This is a genomic window from Fictibacillus sp. S7 (assembly GCF_004127935.1).
In the GTDB taxonomy this organism is placed as follows: domain Bacteria; phylum Bacillota; class Bacilli; order Bacillales; family Fictibacillaceae; genus Fictibacillus_C; species Fictibacillus_C enclensis.
Window position 1 is genome coordinate 2711774 of sequence record NZ_QJKL01000001.1, and the last position, 20186, is coordinate 2731959.

Below are 20186 nucleotides of genomic sequence, written 5' to 3' on the forward strand. Positions count from 1 at the left end.
CCGTGGGGAAGAAGTCTGAATTCTCAGTTATGCTCAATTCCTGCGGTTTTTCGCCCAATTAATTTAAATAATGCTCAATTAACGCGACATTTCGCCCAATTAACCTCGATTCCCACCCAATTTCACCTTACCAGCCCCCTCAACGCCACAAAAAAGCTGCCGGAACACGTCCGGCAGCACACTAATTAACGATTTTTCAATTCTTCAGCGATCAATTTGTTAACCAATGGAGGATTTGCCTTCCCTTTGGTCTCTTTCATGACCTGGCCAACGAGGAATCCGATGGCTTTGTCTTTTCCGTTCTTAAAGTCCTCGATGGACTGCGGGTTGCGGTCAAGAACAGCCACTACAAACTCGCGGATTGCGCCTTCGTCCGAAATCTGGACAAGGCCTTTCTCTTTAACGATCGTTTCCGGATCGCCGCCATTTTCGATCATTTCCTTGAAGACTTTCTTGGCGATCTTGGAAGAGATCGTGCCGTCTTCAATGAGCTTGATCATTTTCGCCAGGTTACCTGGCGTTAATGGCGTTTCATCGATTTCTCTGGAGGCATTGTTCAAGTAGGCGCTCACTTCACCCATCAGCCAGTTGGAAAGCATTTTCGGATCGGCTTCCTCCTGAATACCTTTTTCAAAGAAATCAGCCATCTTGATGGATGCCGTCAGCACGCCTGCATCATAAGCCGGAAGCCCGAACTCAGAAACATAGCGTTCTTTACGCACATCCGGAAGCTCTGGAATCTCGGCGCGCACACGCTCAATCCACTCTTCAGACACACTGAGCTGCACAAGGTCCGGATCCGGAAAGTAGCGGTAATCATCGGAACCCTCTTTTACACGCATCAAAATGGTCTTATTCGTTTTCTCATCAAAACGGCGAGTTTCCTGAAGAATTTCGCCACCGTTCAGAATTTCCTCCTCCTGGCGCTTTTCCTCATATTCCAGTCCTTTTTGCACAAAAGCAAACGAGTTCAGGTTCTTCAGCTCGGTTTTCGTACCAAATTCCTTCTGGCCGACAGGACGGATGGAGATATTGGCGTCACAGCGCAGGGATCCCTCTTCCATCTTACAGTCAGAAACCCCGGTGTATTGAATGATGGCTTTCAATTTTTCCAAATAGGCATACGCTTCTTCCGGTGTGCGAATGTCCGGCTCGGAAACGATCTCCATAAGCGGTGTGCCCTGACGGTTCAAGTCTACAAGAGAAGATCCGTCTGCCGCATGAGTCAATTTCCCTGCATCCTCTTCCAAATGAAGGCGCGTGATGCCAATTTTTTTCTTTTCGCCGTTTACTTCGATTTCGATCCAGCCGTGCTCACCGATCGGCTTGTCCAGCTGGGAAATCTGGTAAGCTTTCGGGTTGTCGGGGTAAAAGTAGTTTTTACGGTCGAAATATTGTTCGCGGTTGATTTCACAGTTCAATGCCATCGCCGCACGCATGGAAAATTCCACGGCCTGCTTGTTCAATACCGGCAGAACCCCGGGATGTCCAAGACAGATCGGGCATGTATGGCTGTTGGGCGGTGCTCCAAAGTCAGTGGAGCAGCCGCAGAATATTTTAGAATTGGTTTTCAGTTCAACGTGGACTTCTAATCCAATGATCGTTTCAAAATTGCTCATCCCTGCACCTCCTACAATTGCGGTTTCGCTTTATGGTGTTCCGTTGCCTGTTCATAGACCGAAGCGACACGGTAAATCGTGCGTTCGTCAAAGTGTTTTCCGATGATCTGTAATCCGACCGGCAGACCGTTCGAGAAGCCGCACGGTACGGAAATGGCTGGCACACCCGCTAGGTTAACAGGAATGGTTAGAATATCGTTGGCATACATCGTTAACGGATCATCCTTCTTTTCACCGATTTTAAACGCAGTCGTCGGTGTGGTCGGCCCGATGATCACATCAAAGTCATTAAACACTTGTTCAAAATCGTTCTTGATCAGCGTGCGGACTTTTTGCGCTTTTTTATAATACGCATCATAGTAGCCCGAGCTGAGCGCGAATGTTCCGAGCATGATACGGCGCTTCACTTCATCCCCAAAGCCTTCGCTTCTGGAGTTTTTATAAAGCTCAAGAAGATTTTCCGCATTGTCTGAGCGAACGCCGTAACGAACGCCGTCAAAACGTGAAAGGTTGGCAGATGCTTCAGATGAAGACAACAGATAGTACGTTGCCAATGCATACTTGGAATGCGGAAGAGATACTTCCTCCCATGTTGCACCCTGTGCTTCAAGCACCTTCAAGGCTTCAATCACTTTTTCTTTTACCTCAGGATTCACGCCTTCTGCCAAATATTCCTTAGGCACCGCTATACGCAGTCCTTTGATGTCCCCTGTCAATGAAGACAGATAATCAGGAACGTCAACGTTCGCTGAAGTGGAATCCATCGGGTCATGGCCGGCAATCGCTTGTAAAAGATAAGCGTTATCTTCGACTGTGCGAGTAATCGGTCCAATCTGGTCAAGAGAAGACGCGAATGCGATCAAGCCAAAGCGGGAAACAAGTCCGTACGTTGGCTTCAGGCCAACCACACCACAGTACGCCGCAGGCTGGCGAATGGATCCGCCGGTATCAGAACCTAAAGAAAACAGCACTTCGCTCGCTGCTACAGATGCCGCTGAGCCACCGCTGGATCCTCCGGGAACATAATCTGTGTTCCAAGGGTTTTTAGTCACATGAAATCCTGAGTTTTCATTGGAAGAACCCATCGCAAACTCATCCATGTTCAGTTTTCCGATCGTGACCGCCCCTGCTTTATACAGACGGTTAGCGACCGTTGCGTCATAAATAGGGTTAAAGTTATCTAGGATCTTGCTTCCGCTGGTGGTACGGAGTCCTTTTGTGGAAATGTTATCTTTCAAGGCAATCGGAAGTCCTGCCAGGGTCCGCTCTCCGGGATACCCTGCAAGCACATCGTCCAGCTCTTTCGCCATACGGCGTGCTTGTTCCTCGTTCAGGCTAAGGAACGCCTGGACTTTGCCTTCCACCTGTGAAATTCGGTCATACGATGCATCAACCAGGTCCGTCACATTGATTTCTTTCTTATGTAACAGGTCGTGCAGTTCTGAGACTTTCTTCTCTAATAATGACATGTGCTGCCTCCTACTCTAAAACGTCTTCGGTACTTTAAACTGTCCATCGCGCTCGTCAGGAGCATTTTTTAATGCTTCTTCACGTGGTACGGATTCTCTTGCCTGATCGTCGCGCAGCACATTTTTCAGCTCCAGCACGTGGGTTGTTGGTTCGATATTTTCTGTATCCAGTTCATTCAATTGCTCGGCAAAACCGATAATCGCATCCAGCTGTTCCGTGAACATGTCCACTTCCTCTTCACTCAGTGAAAGGCGAGCCAGATTCGCCACGTGTTTTACCTCATCTTTTGAAATTTGAGACAAGCTTGCCACCTCCATAACAGTACGTTTCACAATATATTGATGATACCAAACATCAAGGCCCATGAGCAACAAAGCGGGGTTTTTTTTACGTTAAAGCAAAAAAGACCGACAAATCTGCCGGTCTTCTGCTCTTAATCCTTCCTGTAGCTCGTATCTTTAGTCGGATGCGTAAAAGGAACCCCCTTGGGCTTGATCTTCTTTTCGATTAATTCCCGGTTTTCTTCCGTGTTCCAGCCAATGTCATTTGTGGGATGCACCCACTGTTCTCCAGCCATAATGCTTGGGTCAGAGTCCTCGCTCCAATTATTGAGCGGCGAGTTTTCCGAGTTGTACAGGCTATCTCCGATCACCACGCCATAATCGTTTACAAAAGGAGCCTCCATTTTCATACCAGAGCCTTTAAAAGAGGGAGAGTTGGCTTGATGGGGCAGGGTTTCATCGAGAATGGGGGAATCCAGCTTCTCTTCTTTCTTCTTATCCGGCATTTGCACGTCCTCCAATCGCAAAAAACGTTTACTCCTAATTTCTCCATATCATCATTTTTTATGTTGCTTTACTTCCGAAAAAATACCCTCCACCGATGCATGGAGGGTCTACCGTTGTTCATTTTTGAATGCAAAAAGTTCTGGCGGCTGAAGCATTTGATTGAACTGTTCAGAGCTTACGTGCCATGGGAGCTGGGGACCAGGCGGCTGGCTCATGGCAACTCCTCCCTTAACTTCGTTTTCCACTTTTCAATGTATTAAGGAGTGTTGTTTTATATTTCAGCGAGCGTCACTACAATTAAAAAATCAATGTCTTGGAATAGGGTACAAACCATTTGAATAAAATGTTTTAAAAGGTACTTTACAAAAGTAAGAGTTCATTATATAATACTAACATAAAGTAAGTAATTAACTAATTTTATATAAGGGGTGTTGAACAGTATGTTAGATTTAGGTCTTCTTATTATTCGTATTGTTGTAGGTCTGTTGTTCGTCGGCCACGGCGCGCAAAAGTTGTTTGGGTGGTTCGGTGGCCACGGTTTGAAAGGAACAGCCGGCTGGCTCGAGTCCATTGGCGTTAAACCTGGCTACACTATGGCCGTGTTTGCAGCACTTGCAGAGTTCGGCGGCGGCTTGTTGTTCGCAGCAGGACTTGTGACATGGCTTGGAGCTGCAGCGATTATTGTTACCATGCTGATGGCCATTGTGAAAGTTCACGGTGCTAACGGCTTATGGTCTACTGCTGGCGGTTATGAGTATAACCTCGTTTTGATCGCAGTCGCACTTGGTGTGGCATTTACAGGCGCAGGCGCGTACTCTCTTGATGCACTTTGGTTCTAATCCAATACACAAGAAAACAGGCAGGAACTTAGGTTCCTGCCTGTTTTTTTTATTGGTTTTCCTCAAGCAGTTCGATCGTGTGATAAAGAAGGGAATTCCCTCCCACATTTCCATGCCCCGGTACAACTGTTCTTGCTTTTGGATAGCGGTCAATCACCCGCTGCACAGAGGCCGGCCAGGCCTGTACATCCCCGTCAGCTGTGTTCCCAAGATCTTCAGCCCTCTGGTCTTTGATCAGACAGCCTCCGACAAGCAGCTTATACTGAGGGAAATAAACCGTAATGTTGTCCTCAGTGTGTCCCTTTCCCGGATAGAACGTTTCCGCCTTCACATCACCAAACTTTAACTCCGTCAAAACGGGGTCGAGCAGCCGGTCCGGTCCTTCATATCCATTTTGCATACCGAGTGTCGCTGTCATCTCCGTGGTATATACACGAATTCCTCTATCTTTCAGCGTTTTGATCCCGCCCATCCGGTCGGAATGCCAATGGGTGATGATTGCATTCTTTATCGGTTTTTCAAAATGCTGATCAATGACATCCAGCAGTTCATCAGTCTTCGGATCATCCCATGAGGAATCGACAAGCAAAAGCCCTTTTGACGTTTCCACTAGAAGACCGTTGGAAGGGACCGCCACTCCGTTAAACTCTCCTATGGTTGTATGTACCCATACATTTGGCTTGATCTGAGTGAGGGTCACTGTCCCGCTTTCATTTGTGATTGTATTTTGATGATGGCTAATCTCTGTTGTTGGCACTTGAGCATGAGCTCCGGTGACGAACGGTGCAGCCAGGAGTCCCGCTGCCATCATCCCACATACTAATGCTTTTCCCATTTTCTTTTTATCCATGACCATCCTACCTTTCATTACTTGAAATTTCCTGCTATGGTATTGATGGTATTCTTTCTCATTCTTATCATCAATGGAACAAGACTGACAATTCTCTAATAACTATCAGAAAAATCAGATAAATGAAGGTGAAGGAAATGGACGTTTTAGAAAAGCGCCATTTATTGATTGAACGGGGCCAGCCGTATGAAAGTGAATTTATTTATTTGAAACGCAAATTATCGATTGGACGATTTGGGGCAAGTCCTGCTCCCGGGATTGCTTTTCATATCCCGCTCGTCTCCAGACAGCATTGTGTCATCGACTGTGACACCTCTGCGCCCCAATTGATGGACCTTGGAAGCAAGCATGGGACGTGTCTGAACGGCATTCCGCTCGTTCCAAATAAAAACTATTCGTTGAATCATGGGGACCAGATCACGCTCGTCAATGGCATGATTTCCATGAAGTATATGGTAACCAACTCGTTTGAGACGCTCGATTATGATCCTGTAACGCCGGTCAGCCGCCCATCTGCCAACTTTATTGAGGTATATGAGGTGCTGCAAAAGGTACGTTTGAGGGAAACTGACATTCATTTCTCCCATAAGGAGTTTCAGTGTTTTCAGCTCCTTTACGCTTCCCTTGGACAGTTTGTTTCAAAGGAAGAAATGAAACGGCACGTCTGGAATGAGCGGGCCTGGATCGATGGCCGTGTGCCTGATGTAGGATCAGATGAATTGAATTCCTTGATTTACCGGGTACGAAAAAAGCTGTCCCCCTGGCTTCAAATTGAATCGGTTCTCCGTAAAGGCTTTGTGATGTCCGCTCTTGAAGCTGATAATAATCTGTAAAGAAAGCCGCCGAGTTCCCGGACGGCTCTCTGACATCATGCAAGGTGAGGTGATCGGAGCTTACTCACCGTTTTTCTGTGTTTACTCCCGGAAACATTCCGTTTACTCACGGTTTCGGGGACTTTACTCACGAAAATTGGGATGTTACTCACCATTTTTAAACAGTTACTCACCAAACACATCATTTTCTCAAAAAAAATCCCCCTTCGGCTAAAGCCAAAAGGGGGATTTTCTGTTTTATAGCAACTCTGAAGTTGTTTTTGCCTGCATGTGAAGAAGAAGGTAGTCAGGACCGCCCGCTTTAGAGTCGGTACCGGACATGTTGAATCCGCCAAACGGCTGGTATCCAACGATCGCTCCTGTACATCCGCGGTTGAAGTAAAGGTTTCCAACATGGAATTCTTCCTTCGCACGCTCGATGTGTTCACGGTTATTCGTAACAAGTGCACCTGTTAAGCCGTACTCTGTGTTGTTTGCGATTTCCATCATGTGGTCGAAGTCGCGCGCCTTGCAGAACGCCACAACCGGCCCGAAGATTTCTTCCTGCATTAAGCGTGCTTTTTCATCCACATCTGCCACAATCGTCGGCTGGATGAAGAAGCCTTTGGAGTCGTCGCCTTCTCCGCCTGTCACAACTTTTCCTTCTGTTCTTCCGATTTCGATGTAGCTCATGATTTTGTCAAAAGCAGCCTGGTCGATTACAGGGCCCATGTAGTTTCCGAAGTCTTCAGGATTTCCTACGCGAAGGGACTTGGTAAGGGCAACCGCCTTTTCAAGCACTTCATCGTATACGTCCTGATGCACTACCGCACGGGATCCGGCAGAACATTTTTGTCCGGAGAAGCCAAACGCCGAGAATACTATTGCAGATGCCGCCATGTCTGTATCTACGTTGTTATCGATAACCATGGTGTCTTTTCCGCCCATTTCAGCGATTACACGCTTCAGCCAGATTTGACCAGGTTGTACTTTTGCTGCGCGCTCATAAATGCGGCAGCCCACTTCACGGGAACCTGTGAAAGATACAAAACGAGTTTTCGGATGGTCAACAAGATAGTCTCCCACTTCAGCTCCGCTTCCAGGGATGAAGTTCAGGACACCCTCTGGAAGTCCGGCTTGCTCCATAACCTCTGCAAATTTCGCTGCCACAACCGGTGTGTTGTTTGCCGGCTTAAGAAGAACAGTGTTTCCTCCCACAATCGCAGCCACTGTAGTACCTGCCATGATTGCAAGCGGAAAGTTGAATGGAGAGATAACAATTCCCACACCCAATGGGATGTAGTTGAACTGGTTGATCTCGCCTTCACGGCTTTTGACCGGTACGCCGTTTTTCAAAAGTTCCATTTGGCGCGCATAGAATTCAAGGAAGTCAATCGCTTCTGCCGTATCTGCATCTGCTTCCTTCCATGGCTTTCCGCCTTCTTTTACGAGATATGCCGAGAATTCATGCTTTCGGCGGCGCAAGATGGCAGCCGCGCGGTAAAGAATGTTGGCACGTGATTCTGGAGACCACTTTTTCCATGTTTCAAAAGTGGAAACTGCGGTTTGCATGGCTTTTTCAGCCAAATCTTTATTTGCTTTAGAAACCGTACCAATTACTTCTGTTTTATTGGCCGGATTGATAGAAACAATTTTTTCATCAGTCGTGATGCGCTCTCCGCCAATGACAAGAGGATACTCTTTGCCTAGCTGGGAATTAACAAGATCTAAAGCTTCCTCAAAAGCTTTCTTGTTTTCTTTAACTGAAAAATCCGTAAATGGTTCGTGTTTGTATTCTCGAATCATTTTGTCCCCTCCTATGCCCTTAAGCGTTTTCATTATGCAACATGTCTATTCTACCCTAAACTCGTGCCACAGTTCAAACTATGGAAAATAGTCGGAATTATTTGAAATAAATAAAAAACCCTTTGTTTGCAAGGGTTTTCATAAGTATGCAAATAGAAGAAGACAGACCCTTGAAGGTTCAAAGGTCTGTCTCATTAATTATCTATAAATATGCACGTTTGGTTCGCCGCTGCCATCATCCCGGACAATCAAAGCTTCCGGTTCATTGACGGCCGATTGGATGTTAATCGTCACCGGTACGTTTGGAAGTTCCTTCATAACGGAAGACGTTACATACTGTGTAAAGGAAATAACTTCGGCTTTCCCTTGGAACTGCATCGGAATATCGATATCCAGCCGGTCGAGGCTGCCATCATGGTAATGGGCCTTACCAATGACACCCACGTAGTTCGGGAAGTAATCCTGAATTTTGGATTTGAAGTTATTAAACTTCTCCGCATCATCCCGTTTATTCGCTGTGGCTTCTTTCGATGGGAACAGATAGTATTTCTCATCGATCTTGTCCCAGCTGCCCAACTGGGTGCTGCCTGCTCCAGCCTCCGCTTTTGCAAAAAAGTGTCCCGGAGTAACCGATTCCTTCTCGGCTTCCTGATAAAGAGCGATCGTGATCGGCACATTCTTCAGAGAACTATTTTGGCGCAGGCGTTTCACCACCTGCTGACCCATTTGTCTTGCTTCCTGGGCAACATCGCTTGCCTGAAGTTTTTTGGATCCATTGTAAATCAAGCCGGAGCTGTCTGTTGCTTTGTAGTAATAGGTAGAGTTAAACGACAGACCTACCACCAGGCCGCCCAGCTTTACTTTGTCGTTTCCGCTTTGCACCAGATAGTTTTGTTCTAGAACGTAAGATAAGTATTTCGGATGCTTATCTTCAGCATCCAGCACTTGCTTGTACGGCGCATCCTTTTTCACGCCAAGGGCCGGGTTCAGACCTTTTTGCGTCATGTCCGTCTTGCTGTTTTTTTCCACTTTTTCATCAGCACGCTTCAGCCAGTTATTAACGGTTGTAGAAGACAGATACTGCCCTTCCTGATAATAATACTTGTCTGTGCTGAAATCATCCTGTGCGATCCGCATAAGACCCAATTCAAATTCGTTGATGTCCAGACGGTTGTCCACGCCATACTTGATCAGGCCGCGGGCCCCCCCGGGTTCAAAGGGCACGATGCTTCGGTAGTATTTTTCCCCGGTCTTGATTTCCCCAGTAATGATTGCTTTTTCTTCGGTCTTTCCTTTTTTCTTCACAACTTCCTCTTCCTTTTGCAGCTTGTCTCTGTTCAGACAGCCGGTCAGGAGCAAAAGGGAGCTTAACAGGATCAGACTGATCCGTTTTATCATGGTAAAACACTCCTCCATATAACTTGATGGAACAGAGCTATTCTTTATTTTTCAAGCTCCTCAATAAATCGCTGTTCCGTCCAAACCTCCACACCTAGGGATTGCGCTTTATCCAGTTTGGAGCCCGCGTCTTCCCCCGCAATCAGCAGGTCGGTATTCTTAGAAACGCTGCCGGTGACTTTTCCGCCGAGCGCTTCGAGTCTTTCTTTCGCTTCGTTCCGGTTCAAGATGGAAAGTTTTCCGGTCAGAACGATCGTTTTTCCTGCAAAAAACGAATCCACATCTTCCGCACGGATGACCCTTGGTCCCTTATATTCCATATTAACGCCATATTCCTTCAGCTCGGAGATGAGCTCTGCAACTTCCGGTTTATTAAAATACGTTTCAATGGAATCGGCCATTTTGTCGCCGACCTCATCAATCGCGATCAGTTCTTCCTTCGTGGCCGCCATTAAACGGTCCATCGTTTCAAACACCTGGGCGACCGTTTTGGCTGCTTTTGCTCCGACATGTCGGACGCCAAGGCCGAACAACAGCTTCTCGAGCGAATTCTCTTTCGATTTTTCTATAGCTTCAAGCAGGTTGTCAACCGACTTTTCACCCATTCTCTCAAGGTTCAGCAGTTCTTCCTTATTCAATGTATACAGATCGGCTACATCCTGGATCAGATTTTCCCTGAAAAGCTGGGCAATCACTTTTTCACCAAGCCCATCGATGTTCATGGCATTTCTGGAAACAAAGTGGATCAGACCTTCACGGATCTGAGCCGGGCACTGCGGATTCAGGCAGCGCAGCGCAACCTCTCCGTCCAGCCGTTCCAGTTCGCTTTCACATTCGGGACAATGGGTCGGCATGTGGAAGTCCTTTTCCTCCCCGGTACGGCGGTCAACGATCACATTGACGACCTCAGGGATGATGTCTCCCGCTTTCTTCACGACCACAAAATCGCCGATCTTAATGTCCTTCTCGCGGATCAAGTCTTCGTTATGCAATGAAGCCCGTTTGACGGTTGTACCAGCAACCGTTACCGGAGATAAAAGAGCGGTCGGTGTAACCACACCGGTCCGTCCGACATTAAGCTCAATGCCTTCCAGCTGGGTGACAACCTCTTCTGCCGGAAACTTGTAGGCGATGGCCCAACGGGGACTTTTCGCTGTAAAACCAAGCTCCTCCTGCTGATGGAGAGAGTCAACCTTAATAACGATGCCGTCAATTTCATAGTCAAGATTTGGCCGGCGTTCTCCCCAGCCTCTGACAAACTCAACGACTTCATCGATATTTTGGCAGTGGTGCCATTCCGGATTGGTTTTGAAGCCAAGGCTCTGCAAAAATTTCAGACTCTCACTGTGGGAATCAACCGAATGGCCTGAAAGCTGACCAATACCGTAAACGAAAATGGACAGATTCCTCTTGCCGGCTATTTTTGGATCCAGCTGACGGAGAGAGCCTGCTGCTGCATTTCGCGGATTGGCGAAAGGCTCCTGTCCCTCTTCCTGGCGAGATTCGTTCAGCTTTTGAAAGGAGCGCTTCGGCATGTAAGCTTCCCCGCGCACCTCAAGGGACACAGCCTTGTCCTTGATGCGCAGAGGAATGGCCCGTATCGTTTTCAGGTTATTCGTGATATCTTCACCCGTCGTTCCATCGCCGCGGGTCGCGCCCAGCACAAAGCGCCCCTGTTCATACGTAAGGGACACAGCAAGGCCATCGATCTTCAGCTCGGCAACATAAGTAACATTGTCGCCGACGCCATTTCGCACCCTTCTGTCAAAGTCGCGTAAATCTTCTTCATTAAAGGCATTGGCAAGGCTGAGCATTGGCACCTTGTGCTGCACTTTCCTGAAATAGTCAAGAACCTGACCTCCCACCCGGACAGTCGGGGAATGCTCGTCCCGAAGTTCCGGATGGTTGTTTTCAAGTTCAATCAGTTCCTTCAGCAGCCTGTCATACTCGGAATCGGGCACGGTTGGCTTGTCGAGGACGTAATATTCATAACTGTATGTTTCAAGGAGCTCACGTAATTCATTCACCCGTTGGCTGGCATGCTCTTCGTTCAAATCCTTCAACTCCTTCAATCATTCACGTTCAACTCTAAACTTTTTCAATTGGTGCGAACTTGGCAAGCAGACGCTTAAGCCCCACCGGCTGAGGAAATGCGATGTCCAGTTCAATAGAGTCGCCTTCGCCCTTCATGCTGACGACTACTCCGGTTCCCCATTTGCGGTGTTTTACCTTGTCGCTAACTTTCCAGTCTGCATTTTCACTGCCGGGTGATGTAAAGACCGGTGATGTTTTCTTCACTCCCGGCTGCTGTCTCATGAAGGACGGTGCCGCATGGGAACGTGAAGGTCTGCCCCAGCTTGGAGATGCCTCTTTTTCCTTTTGCTCAGATTCCAAGAGTTCTTCCGGAATTTCACCGATAAAGCGGGAAACCGGGTTCATGTTCGTACGGCCGAAGAGCGTGCGCATCCGTGCGTTGGTCATAAACAGCTCCTCCTCGGCACGGGTAATTCCCACGTAAGCCAGACGGCGCTCTTCTTCCATTTCGCTTTCTTCAAACAGCGCCCGGCTGTGAGGGAAAACTCCTTCTTCCAGACCCATCAGGAACACGACCGGAAACTCCAGCCCTTTGGCAGAGTGAAGGGTCATAAGCACAACGGATTCCTTCGGTTTGTCGCCTTCATCCTCATCCAGACGGTCAATGTCCGCTACGAGGGCAAGATCCGTCAGGAAGGCCACAAGGCTTTTGTCGTCCTGATTCTTTTCAAAATCCTGGGTAACGGAAAGAAATTCGTCGATGTTCTCCAGGCGGCTCTCTGCTTCAAGCGATTTATCCGCCTTTAGCATGTCGCGGTAGCCAGTTTTATCGATAACTTCTTCTACAAGCTCGGTTACGGAAAGGAATTCCTGCATCCGGTTCCAGTTCGTAATCAGCTCGGAAAACTCACGCAATACATTGGTAAAGCGAGGTGACAGGCCGATCTGCTCCACTTCCTGAAGCGCCTGGTACATAGAAAGGTCGTTATCTGCACCATAATGCAAAATTTTATCAACGGTCGATGCACCAATTCCGCGTTTTGGAACATTGATGATCCGCATCATGCTGATGTCATCATCAGGATTTGCGATCAGCCGCAGGTACGCAAGGATATCCTTGATTTCTTTTCTGTCATAGAACTTGATGCCGCCGACGATATTATAAGGAATATTCGACTTGATCAAAATTTCCTCCATTACACGGGACTGTGCGTTCGTCCGATAGAGAATAGCGATGTCCGAGCATTTGCGCGGGCCGCCAGCTGTCATTTCACGGATTTTCCCAGCAATATAATGGCCTTCATCGTGCTCATTATCCCCCTGGTAGTATGTGATATTCCGGCCCCCGGTTTTATCGGTCCACAGATTCTTGGGTTTGCGGTTAAAGTTGTTTTCGATCACCTTGTTCGCTGCATCAAGAATGGTTTTCGTGGATCGGTAGTTTTGTTCAAGAAGAATGACCTTGGCGTCGTTATAATCCTTTTCAAAGGAAAGAATGTTGGCGATGTCCGCGCCACGCCAGCCGTAAATGGACTGGTCGGAGTCCCCGACCACACAAAGGTTGCGGAACCGGTCAGCCAGCATATTCACGAGCATATACTGCGCACGGTTCGTATCCTGATACTCATCCACATGAATGTATTGGAATTTGCGCTGATAGAATTGCAGCACTTCCGGCACACGCTTGAATAAATGAATCGTTGTCATAATTAAATCATCAAAATCGAGAGCAGAGTTCTTTTTCAAACGTTTTTCATATTCTTTGTATACCTCATGCACTACTGTGTCATACGGTCCGTTCATCGTTTTTGCAAAATCGCCGCTCGTCTTCAATTCATTTTTCAATGATGAAATGGAGCCCAGAATGCTTCGAGGCTCAAACTTTTTCGGATCTATGTTCTTGTCTTTTAAAATATTTTTGATCACCGAAAGCTGATCGGTAGAATCAAGAATCGAGAAGTTCCGGCTGATGCCGATCCGGTCGATGTCACGGCGCAAGATCCGCACACACATGGAGTGGAACGTGGAAATCCAGATGTCCTCCGCGACCGGTCCGGTAATGGCCGCCACCCTGTCCTTCATCTCACGCGCTGCCTTGTTCGTAAACGTGATCGCAAGAATGTTCCACGGCGCCACTTCTTTATCCATCATTAAATACGCGATGCGGTGGGTCAGCACCCGCGTCTTTCCGCTTCCCGCTCCCGCCATAATCAATAGCGGTCCTTCTGTATGTTTTACAGCTGCCTTTTGTTCAGGATTAAGCCCTGTCAGCAACTGTTCTATCATTTGATGCATACTCATTTAAACTTCACCCGCCCAAACGTTTGTTCTTATTTCTATCATAAAGGATTCCCAAGCTGTATTCAATTATCCTTTTGCAGCTTTTACCGTTTCTATTGCTGCCTGTACATTATCATAAATAATGTTTCCAACCACAACGGTATCCGCAAACATGGCCATTTCCCTTGCCTGCCCGGCGCTTTGAATGCCGCCTCCATAATAAAACCTCGTGCGGTCGAGAACTTTTCTGACCTCTTTTACCACTTCGATATCTCCGTATGTTCCGCTGTACTCAAGATAAAAGATGGGAAGCCGGAACATTTTTTCCGACATGCGCGCATAAGCTACAACATCTTCCAATGAAAGACTGGCATTGGCGTTTGAATAGTCAGCAGCTTTGCAATCAGGATTGGCAATGCAATAGCCTTCTGTCACAACCTCATCCCAGTTCATCAGATCGCCGTATTCCTTCACAGCGTCATGCTGAAGGCCAACAATAAAGCTCGCATCCTTGCTATTTAATACCGTAGGAATGTAATACAGATCAAAGCCCGGTGTGAGGGATTCAATCGTGGTCACTTCCAGGACACAGGGAACAGCATACTTGCGCACACGGGACATCAGATCAAGAGTATTATCAAGTGTTACTCCGTCACTCCCGCCCACAAAAATCGCATCTGTACCCGACTCGCAGATCGCTTCAAGATCCGCATCGGAAATTTCCTTATTGGGATCCAGCTTAAACACATGCTTCCAAACCCGATAATCAAAATTCATAAATCCTCCTAGTTAACTAAAGCTGAAGCAGCCGTTCAGGGCCGAAAAGCGTTGGAACTCTTACACAGCAACACGATTTTTGTGTTGAGGTGGAAGAGTGAAACGATCGAGGCTCTGGCTGCTGAAGCTGGATGATGACTAATGCTGAAACGCTCGTTTAAAAGCGGCAGACGTTGGAACTCTCGATCACAAATACGCTTTTTGTATTTTGGGAGAGAGTGAAACGGCCGAGCTTTTGAGCGTTGAAGCTGGATGATACCAAACGTAAACTCATATATTTTTATATCCGGATTTCCCGGCTGGTTTTCTCTCTTTATACCTTTTGCCATTATATCAAAAATTATAGGGCTACTCATCTTTCACACTGTGAAACAACGCTTACACCAAAATTAAATCTTACGCTTTGCTACGACACGCAAGGAACAGGAGAATGTGTATGTTTTTTTTACAAGTCGATGAGGAAATTTCCTTAAAGCTGCTCGAAAAAAGAGATGCCCAGCTCCTCTTTCAGCTCACGGAACATTCCAGGGATCATCTCCGGAACTGGCTGGGCTGGGTTGATTACTCGCGAACGCTCAAGGATACCAAAACATTCATCAAGCTTGCCAATCAAAAATACGTTGATTCCACGGATCTCGTTACCATGGTTTGGTACCGAGGCATCCCGGCGGGTTCCCTGGCTCTGTATGATATCAAGTGGAATAATTATTCTGCAAACATTGGCTATTGGCTGGGCAAGGACTTTGAAGGGAAGGGAATTATGACCCGTTCGTGCGGTGCTATGGTGGATTATTCGTTTGGCACGCTCGGTTTGAACCGCCTGGAATTAAAGGCAGCCCTGGCAAACAAAAGAAGCCGCTCGGTGGCCGAACGGCTTGGTTTTAAGCAGGAAGGAGAGCTCCGGCAGGCCGAATGGCTGCACGATCACTTTGTGGATGTCGCGCTGTACGGCATGCTGGCAGAGGACTGGGCATTTCCCAAAACTTAAATCTTGGGTTCGGTCCGAATGTTGCTGCCCGGTTCCTCCGGTCCTTTTTTCTTCTCATGATAGTTATAGATTTTGACTGAAATGAATACAAATCCTGCTGTGATCAGGGCGCCAAAAATCCAGCCTGAAATCTTCATCGCAAATAAAATAAAGTCATACTTTTTCACGCCGTATTCCATCAGCAGGTAGGATTTTAACCCGGCCTGAAACAGACTGCGAAATGCAAACAGGGCCGTCAGCCAGACAAAGTGCTTGTAAAACTCCGGCTTCCGGTACAACGCCTGGGTTTCGTTGCGCGGCTCCCCCTGAAGGTAGGCGATGTCCACGGCAAAGTGCATGCCGAGCGGCTGTTTAATGAAAATGGTTGAGAAAATAAGCAGTCCCATGAAGATACCGAAGAACACCTGGTTCCAGAGCATTCTTCCGGCCGATCCGGACAAGAGGTCAATCGTTGTTCCGGCAAAAAGGGAAAACAGGATAAACATCCCTGTGACATTGAACTGCTTTTCCTTCACAAACCGGTAAATGGTATAGATAAAACCCGGAACTGACGAAAGAAGAATGGCGTAATAGTCGCCAAGCATGTCTCTTCCCTGGTTCCAGATCAGGTACGGTATAATCAAATAAAACAGCAAATCAAAAACGACGATACTTTTCTTCAAGTTTTTCACTTCCCGTTTTGAATTGGTTCGTTCTTTTGCCATTGAGGGTCATCCTTCTGGCAATCCTTGACTATAGTGTTCGGCCGTTCCCCGTCCTTTTCGGACATGCTATTGAAATGATACCACGATTGGAAAATATTATCATCATTTGCGTAAAAAACTGATTTTGAGAGCCACTCGAGTCCCTGGGCGGCTTTTTTTAATGTCGCTGGCAGGTATGCTTGGCGTTTACTCTCGGTTTTTCTTTGTTTACTCACGGGAATCTTCTGTTTACTCACCGTTTTATGGGCTTTACTCACGCAAAAACGCACTTGACTGACCGTTTTTCAACAGTTACTCACCAAACACATCATTTTCATAAACAACAATACAAAAACCCGCACCACCCCAGGCGGTACAGGCTCTTATCAACGAAACGTGCCGATGGCCTCTCCGTATTTTAGATGAGCATCGGGCTGTATTTTATCACTCAAAAAAATGTGATCTTTTTCAAACAACAGGACGACGGTGGAGCCGAATTCGAACAACCCGACTTCTTCCCCTTTTTCAAAAGGAACATCCGGAAGCTCGGTGGAATAGGCACGCCCGTTTTTTACATTGGTCGAGTGCTCGCCATACGGCACACGCACGCTTCCGACCACGAACGCGCCGACTTTGACGAGCGCCATTTCACCCGCCGGTGTATCAGCATACGTGATGAGCCTCTCGTTTTTGGTAAACAGGCCTTGGACGTGCTCCACCCCGATCCGGTTCACCGGAAACAACCGGCCTGGAAGGTAAGTCGCCTTGGTCAGCTTGCCCGGCAAAGGCATGTGGATACGGTGATAGTCACTCGGGCTGAGATAGATGGTGAGGAACGTGCCTCCTTCATACTTATCCGAGATCTCGGACGTGCATCCCAAAAGCTGCTCAACCGTATAATTGATGCCTTTAGCCTGAATAAGTGCTCCTTCTGTAATGGTGCCAAACTGTGCCACTTTTCCATCGACAGGGCTGACTAGTGTATCGATGCCCGATGAGATCGGACGTGCGTCCTCTTTCAGCTTTCTTGTGAAAAACGCGGTAAACGTCGGGTATTCTTCCAGAGGTTTCTCGATCTCTTCTTTGTCAATTTTATATAGCGCGCTGTAAGGTTTAATGATGTGCCGGCTGAGGGACGAATGTCCCCATTTCCCCGCCGTTCGGGAAATTGCATTTTGCGGCAAAAGCCTGATTACATGCTTTAGTACAGAGTTTATCATGTTTATTCTACAATCCTTTCACGACTGACACATCCTGCAGTCACGGTGTTCTAAGCTTCTTCCAGCACCACAGCAATAGAAGAACCGCCATGACGGTAGCCACAAGCTTTCCTTCCCATGTCCATTGGATGAGCTGGTAAACCGAATATCCTTCGATTAAAATCGCAGGGATTTTTCCGATGGAGCTGGCCAGCACAAACAGCAAAAGCGAGGATTTGCCGACAGCCGCCACAAATGTAACTACACCCGAAGGCATGAAGGGCAAAATCCGGAGCGCCAAAATCAGCATAAACGCCTCTTTGCTCTTCGCTTCGAGCAATTGTTTTATTTTGGGATGATGCATGGCCTTCCATTCCGCTGCTTTCCGGAACCCTTTTCTGTACAGAACAAAGGACACGACGGCACCGATTGCTTCTCCCGCAAACGATACAGCCATGCCTGGCCAGAGGCCGAAAACAGCCAGGTTGGCAGCAGTCAAAAAAACACTCGGTACGATTCCGAGCACACTGATCACAACATTCAAAAAGATGCTGATGATAACGGCGACCTGCCCGTACGATACCAGCCAATCAATGACGGTATCCTTTAGCACCGTCATTGGATATGAACCTTTTTATTCATGGGTGATGGCCTTTTTCTCCTCCGTAACGATGGTATGGAGTTTTTCGGCAATGTCCCTTAATTGCTTTGTTTCTTCTACTGTCAATTGGGAAAAGAACCTATCGATCACAAACTGGTCTATCTGGTCGTATTCATCATAATATTCATTTCCCTTTTCTCCAAGCGTCAAAAAAATTTCTCGCCGGTTTTGGGGATTTATGCTTCGAACAACATAGCTTTCCTGTTCGAGCTTGCTGACAAGCTGGCTCGTGGAGCTCATCGAAAAGTTCAGCTGCTCGGCGATCGTCTGTACCTTTACCGGCTGATGCTTATGTACCCGGTCCAGGATTAAAAATTGCTTTGGAGTAATCTCATAATCTAACGATGAGAAATAATGCTTCAATAAATGAGCATTCACTTTATCAAAAAAGTCGTATGCCTCTTTTATATAATCGCCTTGCTCCACTTCTTTCACCTCGTTTATCCACTTAAACAGTTTAACAAGATAAACTATACTACCCTTCCAACGTTCCGTCAATAAAAACAAGCATACGAAAAACCCGAATCACGGACGCTTAGCCAAGAGAGTCCATGATTCGGGCCGCACTCACAAAAGGTGATTGTGAGTTTATTTTGCTTCTTCTTGACCATGTACTCGGTCAAGTGCCATTTGATAGGCGTCGTTTCCAAAGTTCAGACAGCGTTTGACACGTGAAATAGTCGCCGTGCTCGCGCCGGTCTCAGACTCGATTTTGTGATAGGTCTTTCCTTCCCGAAGCATGCGTGCCACTTCGAGACGCTGTGCCAGCGATTGAATTTCGTTCATTGTGCACAGATCATCGAAGAACATGTAGCACTCTTCAAGGTTTTTCAGCGAAAGGACCGCTTCAAACAGCTGATCCAGCGCTTTACCCCTTAATTTATCAATTTGCATAGATTTAGCACTCCTTCTGCTCTATTCAATAGAAACACTCTTGCTGATTCCTGGCTGCGTCGGAATTATGTTAATCCAGGTTTTTCCCGGAACAAATCCGGTGCCTGACGGAATAATTCTGCCGTTTTTGTTTTTCCAGGTCACTTCTCTCACTTTTCCCTGCTGTAGGAGAAGGCCCTTGCCGCCTGATGTAAGATCAATGGCTCTGCGGCCATAGCTGTCGATAATCCTGTGCTTCATCTCCACGATAAACACATTATTCACCTCGACCGGTTTCTTCGTTTCAAGATCGGTTGTCGGCGTTCCGTTGCTTGACCGGGCATAGCGTTTCGTAGACGGGTTAAATTTGTAACCAACTTTCTCATTTTGACTGTATGTTATCAGAACTTGATCCGCTTTGTCACCGGTAAGCCCTTTAACCTCTTTTGGTTTCAAAAAAGGAAGCGGCTTTATTTTATCTTTATCGTCATACCCTTTCTTCTTTAAACCTGTCATCAGGTCCTCGTAGGTGATGTACGAATTGTGAGGCGCTTGCCGGAATGTTGCCCTGTGAAAAAGCGTCCCGTCATAATAAAGTCCGTTCAGCGAGTCCACCTTGCTGTTTTTCCCTGAAAGCATCTTCTTTGCATCAGGGCTCCAGCCATGATGGACATAAAACGAATGATATCCCTGGCTGAGCTCGATAAAATAATCACGTGCACTGCGTACCGGTCCGATCACGTTCGGTTTTTCACTCTGGAAAACAGCAAGGAACCGCGTGATTTCTCCTTCTGCGAGCACCTCATACACAAGGTCAGCCTTATAAACGCCGGACTGCGGCCGAGCCCGCTGATGATTATTTACCATCACTGAAAACACTCTGGCATCGGTCGGTTTCTTTGTTTTTATTCCCGTCAGCGGGAACGTATTTAAGTGCTCCTTTTTTTCTTCCTTTTTCTCCGGCTTTTCCGCCGGCTGCGCAGGCTTCGTTTCCTGCGCCGTTGGTTTTTCTTCCTTTTGGCACCCGGTTCCTCCAAGAATCAAGAACGCAGCACAAATACCAAGCATCCATTTTCTCATTAGGCACCCCTGCCCCCTATGGCCCCCCG

General features: G+C 47.3%; 21 protein-coding genes. 3 read left to right on the plus strand and 18 right to left on the minus strand.

What is annotated here, in order from left to right; all coding sequences use genetic code 11:
* Positions 1 to 185: 185 nt before the first annotated feature.
* From gatB to DMO16_RS24605, 5 genes are all read right to left on the minus strand, one after another.
* Positions 186 to 1619: an Asp-tRNA(Asn)/Glu-tRNA(Gln) amidotransferase subunit GatB gene (gene gatB / locus DMO16_RS14010; RefSeq protein WP_129478188.1), complete on the minus strand. Its 1434-nt coding sequence runs from the start codon at positions 1617 to 1619 to the stop codon at positions 186 to 188.
* 11 nt (positions 1620 to 1630) lie between these two features.
* The gene (gene gatA / locus DMO16_RS14015) at positions 1631 to 3088 is read right to left on the minus strand and encodes an Asp-tRNA(Asn)/Glu-tRNA(Gln) amidotransferase subunit GatA (RefSeq protein WP_129478190.1); all 1458 of its coding nucleotides are present in this window, start codon (positions 3086 to 3088) and stop codon (positions 1631 to 1633) included.
* Between the two features lie 15 nt (positions 3089 to 3103).
* Positions 3104 to 3391: an Asp-tRNA(Asn)/Glu-tRNA(Gln) amidotransferase subunit GatC gene (gene gatC, locus DMO16_RS14020; protein ID WP_061974955.1), complete on the minus strand. Its 288-nt coding sequence runs from the start codon at positions 3389 to 3391 to the stop codon at positions 3104 to 3106.
* Between the two features lie 131 nt (positions 3392 to 3522).
* Entirely contained in the window at positions 3523 to 3876 is a 354-nt protein-coding gene (locus DMO16_RS14025) for a DUF3905 domain-containing protein (protein WP_061974957.1), read from the minus strand.
* 108 nt (positions 3877 to 3984) lie between these two features.
* Entirely contained in the window at positions 3985 to 4122 is a 138-nt protein-coding gene (locus tag DMO16_RS24605) for a hypothetical protein (protein WP_206738105.1), read from the minus strand.
* A 195-nt stretch (positions 4123 to 4317) separates the two neighbouring features.
* Between DMO16_RS24605 and DMO16_RS14030 the strand changes: the two genes are divergently transcribed.
* Positions 4318 to 4716: a DoxX family protein gene (locus DMO16_RS14030; RefSeq protein ID WP_061974958.1), complete on the plus strand. Its 399-nt coding sequence runs from the start codon at positions 4318 to 4320 to the stop codon at positions 4714 to 4716.
* A gap of 49 nt (positions 4717 to 4765) precedes the next feature.
* Here DMO16_RS14030 and bla read toward each other — a convergent pair whose 3' ends face one another.
* Positions 4766 to 5551 carry a subclass B1 metallo-beta-lactamase gene (gene bla / locus DMO16_RS14035; RefSeq protein WP_425590073.1) on the minus strand — a complete coding sequence of 262 codons (786 nt, stop codon included), beginning with the start codon at positions 5549 to 5551 and terminating at the stop codon, positions 4766 to 4768.
* A 152-nt stretch (positions 5552 to 5703) separates the two neighbouring features.
* Here bla and DMO16_RS14040 point away from each other — a divergent pair, with 152 nt between their 5' ends.
* A complete protein-coding gene (locus DMO16_RS14040) occupies positions 5704 to 6399 on the plus strand; it encodes an FHA domain-containing protein (RefSeq protein ID WP_061974962.1) in 696 nt (231 codons plus the stop codon).
* Between the two features lie 237 nt (positions 6400 to 6636).
* Here DMO16_RS14040 and pruA read toward each other — a convergent pair whose 3' ends face one another.
* The 6 genes from pruA to DMO16_RS24610 form a co-directional block, all read right to left on the minus strand.
* Entirely contained in the window at positions 6637 to 8184 is a 1548-nt protein-coding gene (gene pruA, locus DMO16_RS14045) for an L-glutamate gamma-semialdehyde dehydrogenase (protein WP_061974964.1), read from the minus strand.
* Between the two features lie 198 nt (positions 8185 to 8382).
* Complete coding sequence (locus DMO16_RS14050) at positions 8383 to 9582, minus strand: CamS family sex pheromone protein (RefSeq protein WP_061974966.1); 1200 nt, start codon at positions 9580 to 9582, stop codon at positions 8383 to 8385.
* Positions 9583 to 9626: 44 nt separating this feature from the next.
* Positions 9627 to 11636 carry an NAD-dependent DNA ligase LigA gene (ligA, locus tag DMO16_RS14055; protein ID WP_129478194.1) on the minus strand — a complete coding sequence of 670 codons (2010 nt, stop codon included), beginning with the start codon at positions 11634 to 11636 and terminating at the stop codon, positions 9627 to 9629.
* A gap of 34 nt (positions 11637 to 11670) precedes the next feature.
* Entirely contained in the window at positions 11671 to 13911 is a 2241-nt protein-coding gene (gene pcrA, locus DMO16_RS14060) for a DNA helicase PcrA (RefSeq protein WP_129480401.1), read from the minus strand.
* 72 nt (positions 13912 to 13983) lie between these two features.
* Complete coding sequence (locus tag DMO16_RS14065; protein WP_129478196.1) at positions 13984 to 14673, minus strand: heptaprenylglyceryl phosphate synthase; 690 nt, start codon at positions 14671 to 14673, stop codon at positions 13984 to 13986.
* A gap of 35 nt (positions 14674 to 14708) precedes the next feature.
* The gene (locus DMO16_RS24610; protein WP_206738106.1) at positions 14709 to 15002 is read right to left on the minus strand and encodes a hypothetical protein; all 294 of its coding nucleotides are present in this window, start codon (positions 15000 to 15002) and stop codon (positions 14709 to 14711) included.
* A gap of 107 nt (positions 15003 to 15109) precedes the next feature.
* Here DMO16_RS24610 and DMO16_RS14070 point away from each other — a divergent pair, with 107 nt between their 5' ends.
* Complete coding sequence (locus DMO16_RS14070; protein WP_061974972.1) at positions 15110 to 15661, plus strand: GNAT family N-acetyltransferase; 552 nt, start codon at positions 15110 to 15112, stop codon at positions 15659 to 15661.
* On the opposite strand, the gene DMO16_RS14075 is transcribed toward DMO16_RS14070, so the two are convergent.
* The 6 genes from DMO16_RS14075 to DMO16_RS14100 form a co-directional block, all read right to left on the minus strand.
* Positions 15658 to 16365, minus strand: coding sequence for a VC0807 family protein (locus DMO16_RS14075; protein WP_074440618.1), 708 nt, complete (start codon positions 16363 to 16365; stop codon positions 15658 to 15660). The two genes, DMO16_RS14070 and DMO16_RS14075, sit on opposite strands and share 4 nt — an antisense overlap.
* A 365-nt stretch (positions 16366 to 16730) precedes the next feature.
* Positions 16731 to 17564: an archaetidylserine decarboxylase gene (gene asd / locus DMO16_RS14080; protein ID WP_061974976.1), complete on the minus strand. Its 834-nt coding sequence runs from the start codon at positions 17562 to 17564 to the stop codon at positions 16731 to 16733.
* Between the two features lie 40 nt (positions 17565 to 17604).
* Complete coding sequence (locus DMO16_RS14085; protein ID WP_129478198.1) at positions 17605 to 18162, minus strand: TVP38/TMEM64 family protein; 558 nt, start codon at positions 18160 to 18162, stop codon at positions 17605 to 17607.
* 15 nt (positions 18163 to 18177) lie between these two features.
* A complete protein-coding gene (locus DMO16_RS14090) occupies positions 18178 to 18639 on the minus strand; it encodes a MarR family winged helix-turn-helix transcriptional regulator (RefSeq protein WP_164988930.1) in 462 nt (153 codons plus the stop codon).
* 153 nt (positions 18640 to 18792) lie between these two features.
* On the minus strand, positions 18793 to 19098 hold the full coding sequence (locus DMO16_RS14095) for a YerC/YecD family TrpR-related protein (protein ID WP_129478202.1): 306 nt from the start codon (positions 19096 to 19098) through the stop codon (positions 18793 to 18795).
* Positions 19099 to 19119: 21 nt separating this feature from the next.
* On the minus strand, positions 19120 to 20157 hold the full coding sequence (locus DMO16_RS14100; RefSeq protein ID WP_129478205.1) for a DUF3048 domain-containing protein: 1038 nt from the start codon (positions 20155 to 20157) through the stop codon (positions 19120 to 19122).
* Between the last annotated feature and the right edge of the window lie 29 nt (positions 20158 to 20186).